This is a genomic window from Litorivivens sp. (assembly GCF_057445395.1).
Genome location: NZ_JBVBUV010000026.1, coordinates 26,672 through 45,279, shown reverse-complemented (window position 1 = coordinate 45,279; position 18,608 = coordinate 26,672). Strand labels below are relative to the sequence as shown.

Genomic DNA, 18,608 nt, shown 5'->3' with positions numbered 1-18,608 from the left:
AAGTATTGCAGTGCCTTGTGTACCGCGCTGGTGACTGCGCGCGGCGTTATTGTGGCGCCGGTAAACTGGTCAAATACGCCGCCGTCTTTTTTGACGCGCCATTGAGCCGGTTCAGGGTCGGCCAGACTCTTGCCGAGAAATCCGTCGACCCAGTCGCTTTTCTTGCGCTCAACCGCATCGCCAAGCCCGGGAGTTTCGCGGTGAGACAGTACCCGAACACCCGCGATACTGCCATTGCGATTGACCCCTACAATCAGATCGATATCGCCGGTGTAACCTTCCCGCGAGGTGGCAGGAATGATGGCGCCGATGAACTTTCCATTGCGGGTGGCCAGGTAGATAGCCTTGGATTCCCTGAGCCCGAGCAGACTTTCATCGTCGGTGACGAGCGTGGTATCGAGCATCGAATTGTCATGGCGCTCGGCGGGGATTATCTGCAACAAGGCCTTTTCTTCGGCGGCGCGGATATTCGCCTTGATCAAATCGCGGCTCCCCAGATACGTGCCGGCGATGATGGCAGCGGTGATGGCCGCAAAAATGCCGAGCAGAATACTGTTCCGGCTAACAGACTGGCTTAGCATTAGTCAGCCTCCTTTTGCAGCGTTTTTTTCTTGTGGCCGTAGGTTCGCGGCTGAGTGTAATGGTCCAGTAGGGGCGCGGCGAAGTTCATCAGCAGTACCGAGAACGCTACGGCATCTGGGTAGTTGCCCCACACACGTATCAGGTAAACCAATACGCCAATACAAGCCCCATAAATGATACGTCCCCGGTTGGATACCGCCGAGGTTACCGGGTCGGTGACGATAAAAAACGCGCCGAGCATGGTGGCGCCACTGAACAGGTGGAACATGGGCGAACCGCCGGAGGCGGAACTGCCACCGTCGTAGAACAGCGCTGATAGCACAACCAGGGCGATCAGCATGCTGATGGGTGCATGCCAAGTAAAAACGCGTTTGTAGAGCAGGAACAGGCCTCCGAGGAGAAAGCCCACATTGGCCCATTCCCAGCCCACGCCAGCCAGCGTACCGAACTGCGCACTGGAGGCCCACAAGTCTTCCACCAGCAGCGAATCATTCTGTTTTAATACGTCAAGTGGGGTCGCCATAGTGACCGCGTCCACGGCACCGACGCTGAAGGTGCGCACCAGTGCCTCAATGGGGCCCAGTAGATTTCCGTCGAACGTGCCGGCCGGCGCCACCCAGGTAGTGAGCTGTACCGGGAAGGAAATCAACACCACCACATAGCCAATCATCGCCGGGTTAAAAGGGTTGTAGCCCATGCCGCCGTAGAGGTGTTTGGCAAACACGATGGCAAACAGAATGCCGACAGCGATCACCCACCACGGCGAGGCCGGTGGCAGGGCAATACCGAGCAGCACGGCGGTTACCAGTGCGCTGCCGTCATTCAGGTAGAAACCGATGGGGCGTTTTCGCAGCTTCAGGATGGCCGCTTCCATACCGACGGCGAGAATCGAGGCCCACAGGATATTGGTCAGGGTGCCGAAGCCGAAGAAGTAAGTGAGCGCAAACACGCCGGGGACGGTCGCTGCCAGCACCAGCCGCATAACGGTGGCGGTGCTCATGGGACCGTGGGCGTGGGGGGAGCTGACAGTTAATAGGGCCATGCTGAAGGCTCTTTGCAAAGGGTGTGTTCTGCATCTGTGGGGGCTCGCTCCCACAGGGAATGTGCGAAGGAATTGATCATGGCTTAAGGTTCAACTCCTGCTTCTTGGCGCGCCTGCGCCAGTTTGTCTTCGAGTTTGGCCAGGGTGTCGCGCAGCACATCCATGGTATCGGCGCCGCTTTCTTCTGCTTCTGCCAGTTTCTGTCGGGTTTTTTCAACCCGCGCTTCCAGTGATTCCAGGGCTTTTTTGGCCTTGTCTTCCGGGCTGAGTTTGGCGGCGGCTTCGCGGGCGGCCATCGCTTTTTCGATAGCCAGCTGGGCCGGGTCGTTGGTAGAGGCCGCTGCAGCAACGGGCGCTTCGCTCTCGGATAGCTGTGCCAGCTCGCCTCGCGCCGCTTCCAGCTTGTCGCGCAGTTTCGCGGTGGATTGTTCCAGTACCGGAGCGGTATCCGAGCCGCTGTCTCTGGCTTCCGCCAGTTTCTGTTCGGACTTGTGCAGCCGTTTTTCCAGCGAGGCAACCTGGTCCTGCGCTTTTTCCAGGGGGGATTTGTCATCGGCTTTGGCGCGGGCGGCTTGGGCACGCGCGATGGCGGCTGCTGCGGGGTCGTCGGAATTTTCTTGCTCGAACTGCTGTAGTTCGTCTTTCGCCGCCGAGAGCTTTTCCGTCATACGCTGATGGGCAGTCTGCAGCGCGCCGAGATTAGGCGCTTCGGCAGCTTCGGCTTCTTTGAGCTTGCCGGCAGCACTCTCAAGGCGTTTTTCTGCAGTTTCCACCGCCTTCTTCAAGCGCGCCAGTTTTTCGTCTTTTGTTTCTGCAGGCGCTGTACCGCTGCGTTTGGCCATGGCTTTTTCGATGGCGGCCTGGGCGGGATCGACTGCCGACGTTGTCGCTTTTTCCTGTGCGGCTTTGACCGGATCTTTGCCTGCGGCCGCCTTTTTCTTGGCGGCTTCCTGGCGGGCCTTGCGACGAGCCTCTTTCTCGGCCTCCTCGCGCTCTATGCGCAGCTGGCGGGCTTCAAATCGCGCTTTGGCGTGCTCGGATTTCACCTTTTCCTGCTGCTGCTTGCGAATTTCTGCCTTGGAGGCGCGGTAGTACTGCACCAACGGTATGTTGCTGGGGCAGGCATAGGAGCAGGCGCCGCATTCAATGCAGTCGAAGAGGTTGTGGTCTTCAAGTTTTTCGTATTCCTTGCCGCGCGCGAACCAGTACATCTGCTGGGGCAACAGTGACACTGGGCAGGCTTCTGCGCACATGCCGCAGCGAATACAGGCCTGGGCCGGTGGCGGTGGCGGTAGTTCCTTTTTGGTCGGCGCCAGCAGGCAGTTGGTGGTTTTTACCACCGGTACCGACGTATCGCGGAGGGTGAAGCCCATCATGGGGCCGCCCATTACCAGACGAATGCAGTTGTCCTGCTGGAACCCGCCGAGTTTTAGAAGGTGTTCTACTGGTGTGCCGAGCAGTACTTCAAAATTGCCCGGTGCAGTGCAAGCATCGCCGGTGACGGTGGTAATACGGGAAATCAGCGGTTCGCCGTAGTGCACAGCCCGGTGAATGGCCACGGTGGTGCCAATGTTCTGGCAGACGATACCCACGTCAGCCGGCAGGCCGCCCGAGGGTACTTCGCGGCCGGTGAGGATCTGGATCAGCTGTTTTTCACCACCGGAAGGGTACTTGGTGGGAAACACGACAACCTCAATATTGCTGCCTTGGGCCGCCGCGCGCAGGGCAGCGATGCCTTCGGGCTTGTTGTCTTCCACGCCGATCAGGGTCTGCTCGGTGGGCTGTATCAGGTGCTGCAGTATCTTTACGCCAGCAATGATCTGATCGGCGCGCTCGCGCATCAGAATGTCATCGGCGGTGATATAGGGTTCGCATTCAGTGCCGTTGATGATCAGTGTGTCGATAACGGCGTCATCGCGGGTGCTGAGTTTTACTGCCGAGGGGAAGCCAGCGCCGCCCATACCGGCGATGCCTGCATTGCGAATCACGTTGATCAGAGCGGGCTTGTCGAGGGTGGTATAGTCCGCTATGCCCTGATGGTCAATCCATTCGTCTTTGCCATCGGTCTCAATAACGACGCAGGGGGCCAGCAGGCCTGAGGGGTGCGGGATTTCCCGATGTTCAATGGCTGCCACCGTGCCCGAGCTACCGGCGTGAACCGGAACGCTGACAAAGCCCGCAGCTTCGGCAATCATCTGGCCTTTCAAAACCCGCTGGCCCACTTCCACGATGGGTGCGGCTGGCGCGCCGATATGCTGTGACAGGGGGTGAACCAGCACGGGAGGAATGCCCGCCTGGATAATGCCGCGGCTCAGGGATTGTGCCTTGTTTTCCGGTGGATGAACGCCGCCGTGTATGTCCCAGATCTTTCTCATGCGGCCTGATCCTTGTTGTCGCTGTCACTGGCCGGACGATCGCTCGCGATCAAGTCTTCGGTAATGGCCTCTTCGGCGGGCTTGGGCAGTTCCCAGCTCCAGTTCTGCAAGGTGGTGGGCAGTGGAATCATATCGATGCAATCTACCGGGCAGGGCTCCACACACAGGTCGCAGCCGGTACATTCGCTCGCAACAACGGTGTGCATATGTTTGGCGGCGCCAACAATGGCGTCTACCGGGCATGCCTGAATACACTTGGTGCAGCCGATACACTCTTCTTCTCGAATGTAGGCGACCGAGGGCACGCTGGCTTCTTCGGCGTCCAGCGGCAGGGCTTCTACATCGAGCAGGTCAGCCAAGGCGTTGATGGTCGCCTCGCCACCGGGAGGACATTTGTTGATGGCATCGCCGTCGGCAATTGCCTCGGCGTAGGGGCGACAGCCAGGATAGCCGCATTGGCCGCATTGGGTCTGCGGCAGCAGCGCTTCGATCTGATCGGCAATCGGGTCGCCTTCGGTTTTGAATTTGACGGCAGCAAAGCCGAGCAGGGAGCCAAAGGCTATGCCGAGCACCGCCAGCGAGGCCAGTGCAGCGATAAAGGGGTGTTGGGCGAGCAGTTCGTACATGTCGACTCTCCTACACCAGGCCTGCAAAGCCCATAAAGGCCAGCGACATTAGGCCCGCCGTTACCATACCGATAGCGGGGCCTTTAAAGGGTTGTGGAACATCGGCTACGGCCAGCCGTTCGCGCATGGCGGCAAACAGTACCAGCACCAGTGAGAAGCCGGCGGCGGCGCCAAAGCCGTAAAGCGCAGATTCCACGAAGTTGTGTTCTTTGTTGATATTGAGCAGTGCCACTCCGAGCACAGCGCAGTTGGTGGTAATCAGCGGCAGGAACACGCCCAGAACCTTGTATAACAGCGGGCTGGTTTTACGTACCACCATCTCGGTAAATTGCACGACAACCGCGATCACCAGAATAAAGGAGATGGTGCGCAGGTATTCCAGACCCAGCGGCACCAGCAGCCATTCGTAGGTGAGCCAGCTACAGATGGAGGCGAGGGTGAGCACAAAGGTGGTCGCGCTGGACATGCCGATGGCAGTTTCCAGTTTGTTGGAAACACCCATGAAGGGGCACAGTCCCAAGAACTGCACCAGTACAAAGTTATTGACCAGAATCGCACTGATCAACAGAACAGAATAGTCCGCCAACATCGTGGGCCTCGACGATGAAATTCGTAAGTTTTGCGCGCGGCGGGCAAATGCCCGGTAACAAAAAGTGAGCTGAGCTCAAAAAACAGGCGGTTAGTCTATTTTATTTCGAACAAGCGTTCAATTTAAAAGTCCTTGAAAGGACTGGCAAAATCGGCCGTTTGGGTGGGGTTTTGTGGCTATAGCCCCCCTTATTTCACTTGCATTCCCGGTTGTGCTCCGGTGTGCGGCTCCAGCAGATAGATATCGTTACCGCCGGGCCCGGCTGCCAGCACCATGCCCTCGGATACGCCGAAGCGCATTTTACGGGGTTTCAGGTTGGCCACCAATACCGTCAGTTTGCCAATCAGCTGATCTGGCTCGTAGGCGCCGCGGATGCCGGAGAACACCTGGCGGGTCTCGTCGCCCACATTCAGGGTAAGTTTCAGCAGCTTGTCGGCGCCTTCAACGTACTCGGCATTGGCAATTTCAGCAATGCGCAGATCAACCTTGGCGAAATCTTCAAAGTCTATTTCGCCGGCGGGCTCATCGCTTTTGGCAGCCTTTTTGCTGCTCTTCTTCGCGGCTGGAGCATTCTTGGCCTGCGCTGCCGCCGCTTCTTCTCGGCTCTCCGCCAGCATCTTGTCGACGGTGTCCGAATCCACGCGGGTCATCATGGGCTTGAACTTTTCTATGCTGTGATTCAGCAGAGGGCTGAATTCGTTATCCCAGCGCAGCTCGGTGTTGAGAAAGGCCTCTGCCTGCTGTGCCAGTGCGGGCACCACGGGTTTGAGGTAAGTCATCAACACGCTGAACAGGTTGATGCACTGAGAGCTGACTGCAACAGCATCCTGCACGGTCGCTTCGTCCTTGGCCGTTTTCCAGGGCTCCTTCGCGTCGAAGTACTCGTTGACGGCGTCGGCAAGTGCCATGATCTCGCGCACAGCGCGGCTATATTCGCGTTGCTCATAGAAGCCGGCAATTTCTTCACTCTTGCCGGTAACTTGCTGCCACAGCTCTGGGTTGTCCAGCTCCGCACTAAGGTTTCCAGCGTTGCCCTTGTGAATAAACTTGGCACTGCGGCTGGCGATATTGACCAGCTTGCCCACCAGGTCTGCGTTGACTCGCTGAATAAAGTCATCGAGGCTCAGGTCGATGTCGTCGACGCCGCCGGACAGTTTGGCGGCAAAGTAATAGCGCAGATACTCGGGCTGGAAATGCTTGAGGTAAGTGCCGGCCTTGATAAAAGTACCGCGTGATTTGGACATCTTTTTGCCGTTGACGGTCAAAAAGCCGTGCACATAGATGGAGGACGGGGTGCGAAAGCCGGCAGATTCCAGCATGGCGGGCCAGAACAGACCGTGAAATTTGATGATGTCCTTGCCGATGAAGTGATACAGCTCGGTTTTAGAGTCCTTTGCCCAGAAATATTCAAACTGGCGACCTTTCTTCTCACACCAATTGGCGCAGCTGGCCATGTAGCCGATGGGCGCATCCAGCCAGACGTAAAAAAACTTACCTGGTGCGTCGGGAATCTCAAAGCCGAAGTAGGGAGCGTCGCGAGAAATATCCCAGGAGTTGAGGCCAGCTTCCAGCCATTCGCCCAGTTTGTTGGCAATTTGCGGTTGCAGACGGTCGGAGCGGGTCCAGTCTTTCAGGAAGTCAGTGAATTCCGCCAGCTTGAAAAAGTAATGGGTGGACGCTTTTTCAACGGGGGTGGCGCCTGAAATCACGGAGCGCGGTTCGATCAGATCGGCCGGGGTATAAGTGGCGCCGCAGGCCTCACAGTTGTCACCGTACTGATCGTCAGTTTTGCACTTGGGGCAAATGCCCTTGATGTAGCGATCGGCCAGAAACAGGTTTTTCTCGGGGTCGAACAGCTGGGTGATTTCCCGCTTTTCGATATGGCCGTTGGCGTCCAGTTTGCGATAGATCTCCTGAGCGTAGCGCTCACACTCCTTGGAGTGGGTGGAGTAATAATTGTCAAAATTGATCAGGAAACCGTCAAAATCCTTTTCATGGTCGGCCTGTACCCGCTTGATCTGCTCTTCCGGGGTGATGCCCAGCTTTTCGGCGGTGAGCATGATGGCGGTGCCGTGAGCGTCGTCAGCACACAGGTACGTGCAGTCGTGGCCGCGCAGTTTCTGAAAGCGCACCCATATATCTGTCTGGATGGTTTCCAGCAGATGGCCGAGGTGGAGCGGGCCATTGGCGTAGGGCAGGGCGCTGGTGACCAGAATCTGACGTTTCGACATGGGTTTCCTGATGCTGTCTTTTGGCGGTGGTGTGTCTAGGGTTTAGAGGCGGCGTACTATAGCGTTTTTGGTGGCGGGCTGCATCTGCGGTTGGCCGATAGGCCTGTCTGAGACTGAGCCCGTTGAGCGTGTCTTCGTTGAGAGGGTTAGCGCGAGGGCGTATACTCGGCCTCCGTTTTGGTTTACTCCCCCGGATACTCATGTCTGATCTTGAACAGCGCCTGCGCGAGCAATTGCTGGCTTTTAACCTGCCGCAGGTCAACCTGCCGTTAAACCTGGTAGGCCGCATTGAACAGCTCACCGCTGGTCCCAGTGCCGTCGAAGCGGCTATCACTCTCCATTTTCCTGTCCGTTTGCTGGCGAAGGCGATGGAGGCCGCATTGCTGGAACTGCTGCGCTCGGCCTCAGGTATAGAAAAGTGCAAACTGACCCTGAAGTGCGAAGTGCAGGCCACGCCGGCCGTGGGGGAAACCCAGAACCTTGAGCGGGTGAAGAATGTCATTGCCGTCGCTTCTGGTAAGGGCGGTGTGGGTAAATCTACCACTTCGGTCAATCTGGCGCTGGCCCTTGCCGCTGAAGGTGCCAAGGTTGGCATTCTGGATGCGGATATCTATGGCCCAAGTCAGCAGGTGATGTTGGGTGTGAAAGAAGGTCAGCGGCCCGAGCAGTATGGCACGCACTATCTCAAGCCGATTGTCGCCCATGGTTTGCAATCTATGTCGATGGGCTATCTGGTCACCGAGAAAACGCCAATGGTTTGGCGCGGCCCCATGGCCAGTGGTGCGCTGCAGCAATTGCTGTATCAGACCTACTGGGATGACCTCGATTACCTGGTGATTGATATGCCTCCGGGTACCGGCGATATTCAGCTGACCTTGTCGCAGAAGGTGCCGGTGACCGGCGCGGTGATTGTAACGACACCTCAGGATATTGCGCTGCTCGACGCCAAAAAAGGCATTGAGATGTTCCAGAAAGTGGATGTGCCGGTGCTTGGTATTGTGGAGAACATGGCCGTGCACGTGTGTACCAACTGTGGTCATGCCGAACACCTGTTTGGCGAGGGCGGTGGTCAGAAAATAGCGAACGACTACAAAGTGCCGATGCTGGGGGCGCTGCCGTTAACGCTGAATATTCGCGAACAGGCGGATAAGGGCTTGCCGGTGGTGGCTGAAAATTCGGAGTCGGAAACGTCGCTGATTTACCGTGAGGTCGCGATCCGGCTTGCGGCAGAGTTGGCGCGTCGCCAGGCCAGCGGGGCGAACAAGGCCTTCCCCAACATTGTTATCAAGAACGATTAGTGGCGAGCTCCGGTATTTTTAGCCGGCGCACCCAGAGACATAAGGAAAACACCCACAATGAGCATTAAAGCCGACAAATGGATTCGCCGCATGGCCGAAAGCGAGGGCATGATTGAGCCCTTTGAGCCGGGTCAGGTGCGGGAAAATGGAAGTGGTAAGATTATTTCTTATGGTACATCAAGCTACGGCTATGACGTGCGCTGCTCCGATGAATTCAAGGTGTTTACCAATATTCACTCTGCGACGGTAGATCCGAAAAATTTCGATGAAAAGAGTTTTGTCGACATCCAGGGCGAATACTGCATCATTCCTCCTAACTCTTTTGCTCTGGCGCGAACAGTGGAGTACTTCCGCATTCCGCGCAATGTGCTTACTGTCTGTCTGGGTAAATCCACCTACGCGCGCTGCGGGATTATCGTAAACGTGACGCCGCTCGAGCCGGAGTGGGAAGGGCATGTGACGTTGGAGTTTTCCAATACCACCAACCTGCCGGCGAAAATCTATGCCAACGAAGGTGTGGCGCAGATGCTGTTTTTCGAATCCGACGAGGTCTGCGAAGTGAGCTACAAGGATCGGGGAGGGAAATATCAGGGGCAGCGTGGGGTCACGCTGCCGAAAACCTAGAAAGCGGCAATGTCGAGGTTGACGGATTTCAGTTGCATCTGAATCTGTTCGTCATCTTCGTTGCGTTCCATGCGCACAATCAGAAAGTCGAGATCGGGGGCCACCCAGATAAAGGTTTCCCGGTCTTTTCCCGCCGTTGTCTGCCGCAGTTTGACCGTATGAATCTGTCGCTTGCCGGCGCTGATGGTTTGTTCACCGATTTTTTCCACCCGATACTGCTTGTGGCGGCCCCGGTCGACCAGATGGTAGGTCTTGGGCGTTTGCAGCTGGCCGGCGAGTAGGTCGAGTCGCAGCTGAATCTGGTAGCTAAGTTTGTCGTAGCTCGGCACTTTCAGGTCGGCGTGTCGAGTGCCGCTGTCCAGGGAGAATGAGGCGCGTTTTTTCCCCCAGTCGTAGCGAATCACCTGATCTTTTCGGTCGCCCGGTGATTGCTGATACGTGTACTCGAGCGGCACCACATCAACGCCGTTATATTTTACGATGACGGATTCACTAAAGCGGGCAAACAGAATTCGCGCGGAATCTTTGAGGGTCCATTGATTCTCACCACTGTGATGAAGCTCGCGGGTGACTTCGGCCGCGAGGCCATCTCTTACAATGCCATAGGTCGCCCGGTAGGGTTTGAGTGGTACGCCGGCGCCGGCATGGGCGAGGCTGGAGAGCAGCAGACTGCCGCTAGTCAGCAGTAACGCAATGAAAAGGAAAGCCTGTTGGCGGAAGCGCATTATCATCAAGTTCTGCCTGATTGCCATTAAGAGTCAGACGCCCTTCCGCAAACCAGCGAGCGGCCAGCGGATAGATGCGGTGTTCCTGTTCGAGCACGCGTGCTGCGAGAAGTTCCGCAGTGTCACCTGCCTTTACTGGTACCTGAGCCTGCAAAATCGGCGGCCCGCCGTCAAGTTCTTCGGTCACAAAATGTACCGTGGCGCCGGCTTCGGTGTCGCCGGCATCAATGGCTCGCTGGTGGGTGTGCAGCCCAGGATATTTTGGCAGCAGCGACGGGTGGATGTTCAGCATGCGCCCCCGGAAGTGGCGAACAAAGTCGGCACCGAGAATGCGCATAAAGCCCGCCAGGACGACCAGGTCAGGGGCGAAGCTGTCGATAGTGTCGCGCAACGCAGCGTCGAAATCATCGCGATTTGCAAAGCCGGTGTGATCGACCACCGCAGTGGCAATGCCGGCTTGGGCTGCCCGCTCAAGCCCGCCAGCGGCAGGGCGGTTGGAAATGACCGCCGCTATGTCAGCGGGTAGCTCGCCCTGTTTGGCTGCATCGATAAAGGCCTGCAGATTGGAGCCGCTGCCGGAGATGAGAATGACAAGCTTGCAGGGCATTTACAGGCCCTGCAGAACGACGCGCTCGTCTTCCTCCGCGCAGGCTTCGATTTCGCCGATAACACTGGCGATTTCACCCTGCTGTTTCAGCATGTCCAGGACAGCTTCCTCGTTGGCGGCGTCTACGCAAAGGACAAAACCGATACCGCAGTTGAAGGTGCGGTGCATTTCTCGGCTGGTGACGTTGCCGGCCTGCTGTAGCCAGTTGAAAACTTCCGGGCGCTGCCAGGTGCTTACGTCGATGGTGGCGCGGGTGCCCTTGGGCAGTACGCGCGGAACATTTTCCAATAGTCCGCCGCCAGTGATGTGAGCCATCGCCTTGATCGGGTACTCCTTGACCAGGCGCAGAATCTGCTTGGCGTAAATGCGGGTTGGTGCGAGCAGCGTTTCGCCCAGTGTGCTGTCGCCGAAAGCCTGGCTCAGGTCGGCCTTGCTGACCTCAATGATCTTGCGGATCAGGGAATAGCCATTGGAGTGTGGCCCGGATGAGCGGATGCCAATCAGTTTGTCACCCACGCGCACTGAAAAGCCGTCGATGATTTTGGATTTCTCGACTACGCCTACGCAGAAGCCTGCCAGGTCGTAATCTTCACCGTGGTACATGCCCGGCATTTCTGCCGTTTCACCACCTACCAGCGCGCAACCGGACAGCTCGCAGCCGGCGCCAATGCCTTCTACAACCTTGGCGGCTACATCGACATTGAGCTTGCCTGAGGCGTAGTAATCCAGGAAGAACAGCGGCTCAGCGCCAGTAACCAGCAGGTCGTTGACACACATAGCCACCAGATCAATGCCGATGGTGTCGTGAATGCCCAGGTCCATGGCCAGACGCAGTTTGGTGCCAACGCCATCGGTTCCGGACACCAGTACAGGTTCCTGGTAGCCGCTGGGAATCTGGCACAGGGCGCCAAATCCGCCCAGGCCGGACATCACCTCAGAGCGGCGAGTCTTCTTGGCGACGTGTTTGATGCGCTCGACCAGCGCGTCACCTGCGTCAATATCAACACCGGCGTCTTTGTAGCTCAAGGAGGGAGTGGAATCGGTCATCTGGGGCACCCTGTTTTCGAGGGCGGCTATTCTAGCCTGAATGGACAGCAAATTCAGCACGTATTTGGCGCTGATTGCGGCTGTATCGCGGCACACGCCTTGCTACAATGGCCGCTTGCTAACTTGCTGGTTTGCGCAAAGTTTATGAAAAAAATAAGCGTACTTGTGTTGCTGGGCCTATTTTGGGGGCCGCTGCAGGCAGAAGTAGTCAAAAATCTCTACAACGCGCAGGTGCCGGTCGCCCAGCGTGGTCAGGCGGCGTTGAAAGATGCTGCCGCTGAAGGATTGCGGCAGGTGTTGGTGCGCGTGAGCGGGCGTGAGGATGTCGCCAGCTTCGGCGATGTGCAGCGCGCCTTGCCCAAGGCAGAAAGTCTGTTGAACCAGTATCACTACAGTAACAAGCTGGTCGATGGTCGCGATCAGCTGTTTATTGATTTCAGCTTCAGCGAGGTTGAAGTTAATCGTTTGCTGAGTCAGGCGGGGCTGCCGGTGTGGGACAAAAACCGGCCGCAAACCCTGGTTTGGCTGGTGGTGGATGATTTCAGCGGCCGCCACTTTGTTAGCGAAGCCAGTGATCCTGAGATCGTCCAGGCGTTGCGTGAAGCCGCCGCACAGCGCGGACTGCCATTGGTGTTTCCGGTGCTCGATATCGATGACAAGTTGCAGCTCACCACGGGTCAGGTGTGGTCGATGGATCTCGAGGCTGTGCGCAAGGCGGCGGAGCGCTATCGAACCTCGCAAATTCTTACTGGCCGACTCACGCGGCTCTCCACCAGCTGGATCGCCAATTTTGCGGTGATCAGCGGCATCGATGAAGATCTTCTGGATCGGCAGGCGCCAGAGCTGGCTGATATTTTGAGACCCGTGGTCAATTCGGTGGCGGATGAATTAGCCAGCCGTTTTGCTGTGATCAGGTCCGGCCAGAGTGGCGCGCGCGAGCATATCGTGGTTAGCGGCATCGGCAACTTTCGGGATTACGCGCGTCTGTTGACCTATCTGGAAGGCGTGGCTGTTGTTGAGCACGCCAACCCTGTCTGGGTGTCGGGTGCTCAAGCGGTGATTGAGCTGCATCTGGAGGGAAGCATGGATAAAGCCCGGCAGTTTTTCCTGCTTGATAAAAAACTGTTGGACGACAACAACCCCGGGGTGGCGTTTACACAGTCCAACTTGCCGGTTGAGCAGGTTCACAGCTATTACCGGTGGCAGAGCCGGCCATGAGCAACACACGGCTGGCGCTGTTGATTGCCGGGGCTGCGGGTATCGGGCTGTTGATACACTTGCTCAAGCCGATACTGGCGCCGTTTCTCGTTGCTGCACTGTTGGCCTACCTTGGGGATCCGCTGGTGGATCGGCTGGAGGCGCGGCGCATGGGGCGCACCGCAGCCGTGTGTGTTGTATTTCTGGTGCTGACGCTGTTTTCTCTTGTGGTGCTGTTGATTGCCCTGCCGTTGCTTGTCGAGCAGTTTCAGCTGCTTGGTGTTCGCTTGCAGGCCCTGCTCCAGTGGCTGCAAACCCAAGTGCTGCCTGAGCTTCGGGCGAGGCTCGGTGAGGGCGCCACCCTGACCGGAGCAGGTCAGGCGCTAGGTAAAAACATTGGTACCGCCGGTGATGTGTTGTTTCGGCTATGGAACCGAATTACTGGCTCCAGCATGGTTATCATGGGCTGGTTGAGCACGCTGGTGCTGATTCCGGTAGTCACCTTTTACCTGTTGCGTGATTGGGACATTCTGGTCGCTAAAATCCGCGACCTGCTACCGCGCAACATCGAAGGCCGCGCTAGCCTGATTGCCCGCGAGTGCGACGAGATTCTCGGCGCCTTTATTCGCGGTCAGATGCTGGTAATGGCGGCGCTCGCGGTGGTGTACACGCTGGGGCTGTGGATGGTCGGCCTGGAATTGGCTCTGGTGCTGGGTCTGCTTGCGGGGCTTGCTAGCATCGTACCCTATATGGGGTTTGTGGTTGGCATCGTGGCGGCAGTGATAGCTGCCTGGTTTCAGTTTCACGACCCTTGGGCGCTGTTTCAGGTTGGCGTGGTGTTTACCGTGGGTCAGATGCTCGAAGGTATGGTGCTCACGCCACTGCTGGTGGGTGATCACATCGGCCTGCATCCGGTGGCCGTGATCTTTGCCTTGCTGGCCGGGGCACAATTGTTCGGCTTTGTGGGCATATTGCTGGGGTTGCCAGCGGCGGCAGTCATTATGGTCATGTTGCGTCATGTGCATAGCAGCTACCTTGGCAGTGAGCTCTATGGTGGACCGAAGCAGCCGGGGATAATCACCGATGAGTGAGCAGCTGGCCTTGGGGATTGGGCCTGAGAAATCTTTGCGGTTCGACAATTTCTATACCATCGCGGCAAACCGTCTGCTGGTGAACCAGCTTAAGTTGCAGGCCGAGAGCGAAGGCGAGCAGTGGGTGCTGGTGCACGGCACGCCGGAAAGTGGCCGAAGCCATTTGCTGCAGGCAAGTTGCCATCAGGCGGCGAGTCATGGTTTTTCGGCATCTTATTTCCCTCTGCGTGAATTCACGGACGCCAATCCCCAGGCACTGCTAGAGGGCACTGAGCAGGCTGATTTGCTGTGTCTGGACGATCTGGATGTGGTGATTGGACGGCCACAGTGGGAGGAAAGCCTGTTTCACCTCTACAACCGGGCTTTGCTCAGCGGCACTGCGTTACTGCTGGCGTCACGGCTACCCGCGGCCGCTCTGGCCTGTAGCCTGCCAGATCTGCATTCCCGCCTTAAAAGCTTCAGTGTGTATCAGCTGACGGCCCTAAGTGAGGAGCAGCGGTTGGAAGCGCTCATGTTTCGCGCGACTGGCTTGGGCATGGAGCTGGATCGCGATGTGGCTGAATACCTCTATCACCGGGCAGCACGCAATCTGGCGACCCTGTTCGGTATTCTCGACCAGTTGGATCGTGAGTCGCTGAGGCATCAGCGCTCACTGACAAAGCCTTTTGTGAAATCGGTTCTTGGCTGGTAGGCGCACAATCTGTAAACGTGTGTTAAATTGCGCACTTAAGCCATTAAATAGACTGGCATAACCCCGAAATATCAGTTATACCTAGGCGTTATGGCTAAAGGTGTCCGGCGTGAGGTCAAGAATTCAAAACTCAGCGGCGGGCCGATAATGTTAACCAAGTCGATTTTAAAACCACCTAGTACGCGGGGGACGTAAAATGAAGAAATCAATTGCTGTGTCGCTTATGGCCGCAGCTGTTGCCAGTGCGATGTCTGCAACTGTGTCTGCAGAAGGCGCTTGGCGCGCAACGTATATGGGCGGCTATCAGGGCTTTGACGGTGACCGTGATCTGGAAGGCGGAATCACCGATATTGTTGCTCTGGAGCGCAAGCTGTCAGACGAGTGGGGTGTTGAGTTGCGCGCCCAGATAGCGTCGCCTGATAGCGATCGGGACATCCGCGCGGCGGACGTCGATTTACTGCAAGGTAGTGTGGATCTTCTGCGTTACTACGATATTGGCCAGGAACGTTGGGCGCCTTATGCGGCAATTGGTTTGGGCCACGCCGATTTTGAAACTGACACAGCCACCAGCGGCGAGACTCAGGCGAATCTCGGCGGCGGTGTGATGTACATGATCAATAAAGACTGGTCTGCGCGATTTGATGCCCGTTACATCAACGGTCTGGACGTGGAAATGTCTGATTACGTGGTTGGTCTGGGTATCAGCTACTCCTTCGGTGGCGGTTCAACCTCTAAGCCTGAGCCGGCCCCAGCGCCCATGAAGCCTCGTGAAAAAGACACAGACGGTGATGGCGTATCTGACAGCATGGATCGTTGCGCCAACACGCCGGTAGGTGTTGTGGTCAATGCATCGGGCTGTCCGCTGGATACCGACGGTGACGGCGTTCCTGATTACAAAGACAAGTGTCCGCAAACTCCGGCCGGCCGTCAGGTTGACGCCAGCGGCTGTAAGTTTGTGCTGTCGCGAACTGAACAGATCCGGATGGAAGTGAATTTCGCCTCCAACTCTTCCGACGTTCCTGCGCAATATATGGCTGAAGTCGAAAAAGTGGCGAGCTTCCTGAAGAAATTTGGTGGTGTTAGTGCCGTTATTGAAGGTCACACTGACAGCTCCGGATCGGATGCCTACAACAAGACGTTGTCACAGCGTCGTGCTGACGCAGTGAAAGCTGCTCTGGTTAGCAAATATGGTATCAACGCCTCGCGCCTGACAGCGATTGGTTACGGTGAAGAGCGTCCGGTTGCCAGCAACGAGACGCGTGAAGGCCGAAGCCAGAACCGTCGAGTTGTTGCGGTGCTCAAGGCTGAAGTGTCTGAATAAACGATTGCTCTAACGCAATAAGGCCTCCTTCGGGAGGCCTTTTTTTTGGTTCTTCGAATGGGGGCGGATAGGTGCGAGTATAAGGTCAGCTGCACTAAAGCCTATCTTCTTTAATTTACAAAGACCCTTTTTGTCTCGAGATATTCGCTTGTGGTATTGCCGAGAGCTGGCCGCAGCGAACCAGAAGCTAACCCCTTGTTTTTAAACGCCCGGCGAGTTTGGGGTGGCAAGCCTCCCTGATTGGCACGTTTCTTGACTCTTACTCTCCCATAGGTGCAATTGCGTGCGGTAAAACCCTCTTTTGGTGCACCGCGGGTGAAAACGCAATTCCCTGGCCGCACCAAAGTGGTGCTGACGCTTTATCGGGAGACATTAAATGCTGTTCGGGCGCAAAGATCGCAAGCCGATTGTAATTGCCGACAAGAAAGTGGTTGATTGGAAATATGCCGTGTGTGGTTATTGTTCCACGGGATGCTCCATCGAAGTCGGGCTGAATGCTGACGGTAAGCCGGTGGCGAGTCGTGGCAAGGGTAGCGCGCCAGTCAATCAAGGCAAACTTTGCATCAAGGGCATTTTCGAACACGAGCTGGTAACCACCGCAGGGCGCGGTACCGAACCCTTGATGCGCGACAAACCTTATCTGCCCTATCAGCCAACCAGCTGGGATGCGGCGTTGGATCGCACGGCCGATGAGTTCAAGCGAATTCAGGAAAAATACGGTCGCGACAGCGTGGCTGTCGTGTCGACCGGCCAGCTGCTCACCGAAGAGTTCTACACGCTTGGCAAACTGGTGCGCGGAGTCATTGGTACCAACAACTACGATGGTAATACCACGTTGTGTATGGCGTCGGCTGTGTCAGGCTACAAGCGTTCTTTCGGTTCTGACGGTCCTCCTGGCTGTTATGAGGATTTCGAGCATACTCACTGCCTGATGGCCTTCGGCTCTAACCTGCCAGAACAGCACCCTATCATTTACTGGCGTTTGAAAGAGGCGCTGGAAAAGCGCAAGTTTCCCCTGATTGTGGTCGACCCTCGCGTGACCATGATGGCTCAGTTTGCCGACATCCATCTGCCTATTACACCAGGCACGGATCTGGTGCTGCTGAACGCGATGGCCCATGTGATCATCAAAGAGGGCTTGCAGAAGCAGGATTATATCGATGCGCACTGCGGCGGTTATGAAGAGCTGAAGGCCCTGGTAGAGAAATACGATCCGGAGTCTGCTTCGCGTATTTGCGGCATTGACGCCGATACCATTCGTCACGTGGCCCGCATGTACGCCAAGGCGCCGTCTGCTATGAGTATCTGGACGATGGGGATCAACCAGAGCACTCACGGTAGCGATGGTGTGTGCGGTATCAATAACCTGAACCTCATCACTGGCAATATTGGCATTCCCGGAGGCACCTCGCTGTCGATCACCGGTCAGTGCAACGCGATGGGTACCCGTGAGTGGTCATCCTGTTCCGGTTTGCCCGGTTACCGCATGCTGGAGAAAGAGGAGCACCGCGAAGAGGTTGGTAAATTCTGGGGCGTTGACCCCGAGTTTTTCCCGAAAAAGCGTGGCCTCCAGCAAACCGATATTTTTCCGGCCATCGAGTCCGGGGAAATCAAGGCGCTGTGGATTGTTGCAACTAATCCGCTGACCTCCATGCCCAACCAGCCGCGCATCAAGAAGGCGTTGGAAAAGCTGGAATTCATGGTGGTGCAGGATGGCTATGCTGACTGCGAAACCGCCAAGTATGCCCATGTGTATCTACCGGGCGCGGTATGGGGCGAGAAAGAGGGAGTACAGACTAATACCGAGCGCCGGGTAAATCTGGTGCGTAAATTTGTCGAGCCGCCAGGCCAGGCCAAGCCGGACTTTTGGGTGTTCAATGAGCTGGCCAAGCGTTTTGAACAAGGTCGTAGAATCAAGTTTCCGGAAACCACCTCGGAAATTTTCGACGAGATGAAGCATCTTTCCAAAGGTGAAGGGCGGACGCTGGATATCTCCGGTATGAGTCACGATAGTATCGAGGAGCAGCGTGGTATCCAGTGGCCCATGCGCGAAGGTGATGCCACCGGTAATCCGCGTCTGTACAGCGATGGAAAATTCCAGACGCCGAACGGCAAGGCTAATCTGCTGGCCATGGACTACATTGAGAACAATGAAGTTCCCGACACCCAATACCCCTTCTGGTTGAACAGCGGTCGGGTGGTAGAGCATTTTCACACTCGCACCAAAACCGGCAAGATTGGCAACCTGAACAAGTTTAGCCCCACCCCCTATATGGAAATGAACCCGGACGCCGCCCGCGAGCAGGGTGTAGAGCATATGAGCTACGTGCGTCTGGTATCCCGACGTGGCGACGCGGTGGTTATGGTGCAGCTGACCCAGCGTGTGCCGCGCAATATGGTGTTTATTCCCATGCACTACCACGACTGCGTTAATCGCCTGTCGCTGGGATTGCTAGACCCCTATTCCCGTCAGCCCGCCTTTAAACAGTGTGCGGTGCGTATCGAGCATGTGGATCAGAAAGAAGCTGCGCGACTGAATGTAGAGCGCCGGGCGTTTTAAGA

Annotated in this window: 16 protein-coding genes; 7 read left to right on the top strand and 9 right to left on the bottom strand. The window is 56.7% G+C overall.

Annotated features, from left to right (window positions below):
* The 6 genes from rsxG to metG all read right to left on the bottom strand — a co-directional run.
* The coding region (rsxG, locus tag AC222A_RS09665; RefSeq protein ID WP_372759018.1) for an electron transport complex subunit RsxG at positions 1-581 on the bottom strand (581 nt) is incomplete at its 3' end.
* Entirely contained in the window at positions 581-1,624 is a 1,044-nt protein-coding gene (gene rsxD / locus AC222A_RS09660) for an electron transport complex subunit RsxD (RefSeq protein ID WP_372750300.1), read from the bottom strand. The genes rsxD and rsxG, both read right to left, overlap by 1 nt.
* Positions 1,625-1,707: 83 nt before the next feature.
* Positions 1,708-3,999, bottom strand: coding sequence for an electron transport complex subunit RsxC (rsxC, locus tag AC222A_RS09655; RefSeq protein ID WP_486774906.1), 2,292 nt, complete (start codon positions 3,997-3,999; stop codon positions 1,708-1,710).
* Positions 3,996-4,625, bottom strand: a complete 630-nt coding sequence (gene rsxB / locus AC222A_RS09650) for an electron transport complex subunit RsxB (RefSeq protein ID WP_486774905.1) — start codon at positions 4,623-4,625, stop codon at positions 3,996-3,998. The genes rsxC and rsxB overlap by 4 nt, the downstream gene beginning before the upstream one ends.
* A 10-nt stretch (positions 4,626-4,635) precedes the next feature.
* Positions 4,636-5,214: an electron transport complex subunit RsxA gene (gene rsxA / locus AC222A_RS09645; protein ID WP_372750134.1), complete on the bottom strand. Its 579-nt coding sequence runs from the start codon at positions 5,212-5,214 to the stop codon at positions 4,636-4,638.
* 188 nt (positions 5,215-5,402) lie between these two features.
* Positions 5,403-7,445, bottom strand: coding sequence for a methionine--tRNA ligase (metG, locus tag AC222A_RS09640; RefSeq protein ID WP_486774904.1), 2,043 nt, complete (start codon positions 7,443-7,445; stop codon positions 5,403-5,405).
* Between the two features lie 200 nt (positions 7,446-7,645).
* Between metG and apbC the strand changes: the two genes are divergently transcribed.
* Together apbC and dcd are read left to right on the top strand one after the other, a co-directional pair.
* The gene (gene apbC / locus AC222A_RS09635; RefSeq protein WP_372764582.1) at positions 7,646-8,743 is read left to right on the top strand and encodes an iron-sulfur cluster carrier protein ApbC; all 1,098 of its coding nucleotides are present in this window, start codon (positions 7,646-7,648) and stop codon (positions 8,741-8,743) included.
* Between the two features lie 57 nt (positions 8,744-8,800).
* Entirely contained in the window at positions 8,801-9,367 is a 567-nt protein-coding gene (dcd, locus tag AC222A_RS09630; RefSeq protein ID WP_372750629.1) for a dCTP deaminase, read from the top strand.
* On the opposite strand, the gene AC222A_RS09625 is transcribed toward dcd, so the two are convergent.
* The 3 genes from AC222A_RS09625 to purM are packed head-to-tail and all read right to left on the bottom strand — an operon-like array spanning position 9,364 to position 11,746.
* The gene (locus AC222A_RS09625; RefSeq protein ID WP_372764580.1) at positions 9,364-10,098 is read right to left on the bottom strand and encodes a DUF3108 domain-containing protein; all 735 of its coding nucleotides are present in this window, start codon (positions 10,096-10,098) and stop codon (positions 9,364-9,366) included. The genes dcd and AC222A_RS09625 overlap by 4 nt on opposite strands.
* On the bottom strand, positions 10,043-10,699 hold the full coding sequence (gene purN / locus AC222A_RS09620) for a phosphoribosylglycinamide formyltransferase (protein WP_486774903.1): 657 nt from the start codon (positions 10,697-10,699) through the stop codon (positions 10,043-10,045). The genes AC222A_RS09625 and purN overlap by 56 nt, the downstream gene beginning before the upstream one ends.
* Positions 10,700-11,746: a phosphoribosylformylglycinamidine cyclo-ligase gene (gene purM / locus AC222A_RS09615; protein WP_486774902.1), complete on the bottom strand. Its 1,047-nt coding sequence runs from the start codon at positions 11,744-11,746 to the stop codon at positions 10,700-10,702.
* A 144-nt stretch (positions 11,747-11,890) separates the two neighbouring features.
* Between purM and AC222A_RS09610 the strand changes: the two genes are divergently transcribed.
* The 5 genes from AC222A_RS09610 to AC222A_RS09590 all read left to right on the top strand — a co-directional run bounded on the left by AC222A_RS09610 (position 11,891) and on the right by AC222A_RS09590 (position 18,606).
* Positions 11,891-12,964: a DUF2066 domain-containing protein gene (locus AC222A_RS09610; RefSeq protein ID WP_486774901.1), complete on the top strand. Its 1,074-nt coding sequence runs from the start codon at positions 11,891-11,893 to the stop codon at positions 12,962-12,964.
* Positions 12,961-14,034, top strand: a complete 1,074-nt coding sequence (locus tag AC222A_RS09605) for an AI-2E family transporter (RefSeq protein ID WP_486774900.1) — start codon at positions 12,961-12,963, stop codon at positions 14,032-14,034. The genes AC222A_RS09610 and AC222A_RS09605 overlap by 4 nt, the downstream gene beginning before the upstream one ends.
* On the top strand, positions 14,027-14,725 hold the full coding sequence (hda, locus tag AC222A_RS09600; RefSeq protein WP_372758802.1) for a DnaA regulatory inactivator Hda: 699 nt from the start codon (positions 14,027-14,029) through the stop codon (positions 14,723-14,725). The genes AC222A_RS09605 and hda overlap by 8 nt, the downstream gene beginning before the upstream one ends.
* A gap of 196 nt (positions 14,726-14,921) precedes the next feature.
* On the top strand, positions 14,922-16,046 hold the full coding sequence (locus AC222A_RS09595) for an OmpA family protein (protein ID WP_372749964.1): 1,125 nt from the start codon (positions 14,922-14,924) through the stop codon (positions 16,044-16,046).
* Positions 16,047-16,422: 376 nt separating this feature from the next.
* Entirely contained in the window at positions 16,423-18,606 is a 2,184-nt protein-coding gene (locus AC222A_RS09590; protein WP_372749717.1) for a molybdopterin oxidoreductase family protein, read from the top strand.
* Positions 18,607-18,608: the final 2 nt, after the last annotated feature.

Coding starts and splice junctions, on each gene's coding strand:
- rsxD (WP_372750300.1), bottom strand. CDS start 1,624: ATGGCCCTATTAACTGTCAGCTCCCCCCACGCCCACGGTCCCATGAGC.
- rsxC (WP_486774906.1), bottom strand. CDS start 3,999: ATGAGAAAGATCTGGGACATACACGGCGGCGTTCATCCACCGGAAAAC.
- rsxB (WP_486774905.1), bottom strand. CDS start 4,625: ATGTACGAACTGCTCGCCCAACACCCCTTTATCGCTGCACTGGCCTCG.
- rsxA (WP_372750134.1), bottom strand. CDS start 5,214: ATGTTGGCGGACTATTCTGTTCTGTTGATCAGTGCGATTCTGGTCAAT.
- metG (WP_486774904.1), bottom strand. CDS start 7,445: ATGTCGAAACGTCAGATTCTGGTCACCAGCGCCCTGCCCTACGCCAAT.
- apbC (WP_372764582.1), top strand. CDS start 7,646: ATGTCTGATCTTGAACAGCGCCTGCGCGAGCAATTGCTGGCTTTTAAC.
- dcd (WP_372750629.1), top strand. CDS start 8,801: ATGAGCATTAAAGCCGACAAATGGATTCGCCGCATGGCCGAAAGCGAG.
- AC222A_RS09625 (WP_372764580.1), bottom strand. CDS start 10,098: ATGATAATGCGCTTCCGCCAACAGGCTTTCCTTTTCATTGCGTTACTG.
- purN (WP_486774903.1), bottom strand. CDS start 10,699: ATGCCCTGCAAGCTTGTCATTCTCATCTCCGGCAGCGGCTCCAATCTG.
- purM (WP_486774902.1), bottom strand. CDS start 11,746: ATGACCGATTCCACTCCCTCCTTGAGCTACAAAGACGCCGGTGTTGAT.
- AC222A_RS09610 (WP_486774901.1), top strand. CDS start 11,891: ATGAAAAAAATAAGCGTACTTGTGTTGCTGGGCCTATTTTGGGGGCCG.
- AC222A_RS09605 (WP_486774900.1), top strand. CDS start 12,961: ATGAGCAACACACGGCTGGCGCTGTTGATTGCCGGGGCTGCGGGTATC.
- hda (WP_372758802.1), top strand. CDS start 14,027: ATGAGTGAGCAGCTGGCCTTGGGGATTGGGCCTGAGAAATCTTTGCGG.
- AC222A_RS09595 (WP_372749964.1), top strand. CDS start 14,922: ATGAAGAAATCAATTGCTGTGTCGCTTATGGCCGCAGCTGTTGCCAGT.
- AC222A_RS09590 (WP_372749717.1), top strand. CDS start 16,423: ATGCTGTTCGGGCGCAAAGATCGCAAGCCGATTGTAATTGCCGACAAG.